The sequence below is a fragment of the Pseudomonas sp. 05N434 genome, assembly GCF_056396965.1.
The window spans coordinates 1-3149 of sequence record NZ_JBFTMK010000576.1 but is presented as its reverse complement, the minus strand read 5'-3'; the positions used below and the strand labels follow the sequence as shown (position 1 = coordinate 3149).

The following is a 3149-nucleotide window of genomic DNA, read 5'->3' as shown; positions in this document are numbered from 1 at the left end:
GTATTCGGCTATCACGTGTCGGATCCAGAGCGTTTTGGTGTCGTCGAGTTCGACGCTGCCGGCCGTGCCTTGAGCATCGAAGAGAAGCCGCTGAAGCCAAAATCCAGCTACGCGGTGACTGGCCTGTACTTCTACGACAACCAGGTTGTCGAGATCGCCAAGAACATCAAGCCATCCGAGCGTGGCGAGTTGGAAATCACCGACGTTAACCGCGCCTACCTCGAGCAAAACACCCTCAATGTAGAAATGCTCGGACGCGGTTTTGCCTGGCTGGACACGGGGACTCACGACTCGTTGCTCGAGGCCAGTCACTTCGTGCACACGATCGAGCAGCGTCAAGGCTTGAAAGTGGCCTGCCTGGAGGAGATCGCCTACAACAACGGTTGGATTACCGCTGAACAGTTGGGCGCTCAGGCCGATAGGCTGAAGAAGACTGGCTATGGTCAGTACCTGCAAAAACTGCTGGATTTGGATTCCCTCTGAGTCGAGAGGGTTTACTTTCAAACCTAGCGTTTAATCCGAGCAAGCAGGAATAGCATGCCAGTAAAACATCCCAAGGTTGCAGTTTTGCTGGCTGCGTACAACGGAATGCAGTGGATTGAGGAGCAATTGGTCTCGATTCTCGGCCAGTTATCGGTCGACGTTACCCTGCACATTAGCATCGACCCCTCCACTGACGGCACCGAGGCGTGGTGTAGAGCTTATGCGGCTGAGCATCCAGCAGTTGTAGTGCTTCCGGATGCCAATCGCTTCGGCGGAGCATCGCGCAACTTCTTTCGGCTGATCCGGGACGTCGACTTCGATGGCTACGACTTCGTCGCCTTTGCCGATCAGGACGACATCTGGTATCCCGATAAGCTGCACAGAGCAACCCAGGCGTTGCAGGCACGAGGAGTGGATGCCTACTCCAGTAACGTGACGGCGTTCTGGCCAAATGGCAGAACCCTGCTGCTGGACAAGGCGCAACCTCAGGTCGCCTGGGATTTTTTGTTCGAGGCAGCCGGGCCTGGCTGCACCTATGTCTTTAGAAAAAGCCTGATAGAAGCCTTGAAAGGCTCGATGCTCGCCAACTGGCAGCAACTGCAAGGTGTAACTTTGCATGACTGGTATTTCTACGCCTTTGCGCGCAGTCATGGTTACCGTTGGTATATCGACCCGTTACCCAGCATGGATTACCGGCAGCACGAGCGTAATCAGGTGGGTGCCAACACAGGCCTGAGTCCGTTGAYCGCTCGTTACAAAACCATTCATGACGGTTGGTGGTTCGGTCAGGTTCACCTGATTGCAGATCTGGTGGGGCAGGGGGCGAAGCCCTTTAAAGGCGTCTTGTTGCAATTACGGCGTACGGAACTGATGAAACTGTCCTTCAGTGCCTGGCAATGCAGGCGCCGGGTGCGGGACAAGATTTTTTTCTTTTTTATCTGTTGGTTCACCGCATTGATGGGAAACAAAGCTCAATGACAGCCCCAAAGGTATTGGTCACGGGGGCAGGCGGTTTCGTGGGTGAGGCGCTGGTTTTCAGGATGTTGGTGGACAAACAGTTCGCTCCGATCGCGGCCGCTCGCAGTCTCACCCGGTTGCAGGGTTTATGCCCGGTTGTACCCTTTGATCTGAATGATCCTGAAGCCTTGCCTGAGTTGAAGGAAGTCAGTGCGGTCGTCCACGCGGCGGCCAGAGTTCATGTGATGAACGAAATCGCTTCTGATGCCTTGGCCGAGTTTCGCAAGGTTAATGTGGAGGGCACTCTTCGGTTGGCAAAGCGCGCCGCTGAATCGGGAGTCAAACGCTTCATCTTCATCAGTTCGATCAAGGTCAATGGCGAAAGCACCCAGCCAGGCAAGCCGTTCAAGGCTGATGATACACCGGCCCCGGCGGATCCTTATGGCGTGTCCAAGCACGAGGCTGAACAAGGCCTGAGAAAACTTGCTCGCGAAACCGGAATGGAAGTGGTGATTATTCGCCCGCCATTGATCTATGGGGCGGGTGTTAAAGCCAATTTTCTGAGTATGCTGCGCTGGCTGAACAAAGGTATTCCGTTACCGTTGGGAGCGGTTCGGAACCAGCGTAGCCTTGTGGCGATCGGAAACCTGGTGGACCTTGTAATCACCTGTATCGATCATCCTGCCGCAGCGAACCAAACCYTTCTGGTCAGTGATGGCCAGGACTTGTCCACAACTGAAATACTACGTCGCCTGGGCAATGCGCTCGGGACGAAGGCCTGGCTCTTGCCACTGCCAAAGTGGTTGCTGGTAATGGCAGCTTCGGCATTGAGAAAGCAATCTGTTGCTCAACGGATCTGCGGGTCATTGCAGGTCGACATCAGCAAAAATCGTGAATTATTGGGGTGGACCCCCCCCATCAACATGGATGAAGCCATGCGCCAAACCGCAGGTCACTATCTGGACGCGCAGACGAAATGACTTTTTTGTGGCTGCTACTAGCAGTATTCGTTGTTTCCTGGGGGCTGACGTTTGTTTTACGTCGTTATGCTTTGGCCAATAGCTTGATGGATACACCAAACGAGCGCAGCTCTCACTCTGTGCCTACTCCTCGGGGTGGAGGTGTAGCTATTGTTGTCTCCTTTCTGTTGGCGCTTCTGATCCTTCGGGGGCTTGATTTGATGAGCCTGGCGACGCTCGTCGGTTTACTGGGGGGCGGCTTGTTGGTCGCGCTTATCGGTTTTGCCGATGATCACGGGCATATCGCCGCAAGGTGGCGCCTATTAGGCCATTTTGCAGCCTCGATATGGGCGTTATATTGGCTGGGAGGCTCTCCTGGCGTCACGCTCTTTGGAGTCACCCTTGATCCAGGGTGGATTGGGAATATTTTGTTTGTGCTGTATTTGGTCTGGATGCTGAATCTTTACAACTTCATGGATGGCATTGACGGCCTGGCCAGTGCTGAAGCGATCAGCGTCTGCCTCGGAATGTTGCTGGTCTATTGGTTTAGCGCAAACCTCGAACTGGCCTGGGGGCCTCTGGCTCTGGTAGCTGCGGTCGCGGGCTTTCTCTGTTGGAACTATCCGCCGGCGAAAATTTTCATGGGAGACGCAGGCAGCGGTTTTTTGGGGATTGTATTAGCAGGGATGTCGATTGAGGCAGCCTCCAAGTCGCCCGAGCTGCTCTGGAGCTGGTTGATCATGCTTGGCG

The 3149-nt window shown here is 54.6% G+C and carries 4 protein-coding genes; all 4 read left to right on the top strand.

Annotated elements, in window-relative coordinates; translation table 11 throughout:
* Positions 1–483 (top strand): sugar nucleotidyltransferase (locus tag AC1DLB_RS26105; protein WP_477785921.1); only part of this gene is annotated, 483 nt, incomplete at its 5' end.
* Between the two features lie 54 nt (positions 484–537).
* On the top strand, positions 538–1461 hold the full coding sequence (locus tag AC1DLB_RS26100; protein ID WP_477785920.1) for a glycosyltransferase: 924 nt from the start codon (positions 538–540) through the stop codon (positions 1459–1461).
* Entirely contained in the window at positions 1458–2420 is a 963-nt protein-coding gene (locus tag AC1DLB_RS26095) for a UDP-glucose 4-epimerase family protein (protein ID WP_477785922.1), read from the top strand. The genes AC1DLB_RS26100 and AC1DLB_RS26095 overlap by 4 nt, the downstream gene beginning before the upstream one ends.
* The coding region (locus AC1DLB_RS26090; RefSeq protein ID WP_477785919.1) for an MraY family glycosyltransferase at positions 2417–3149 on the top strand (733 nt) is incomplete at its 3' end. The genes AC1DLB_RS26095 and AC1DLB_RS26090, both read left to right, overlap by 4 nt.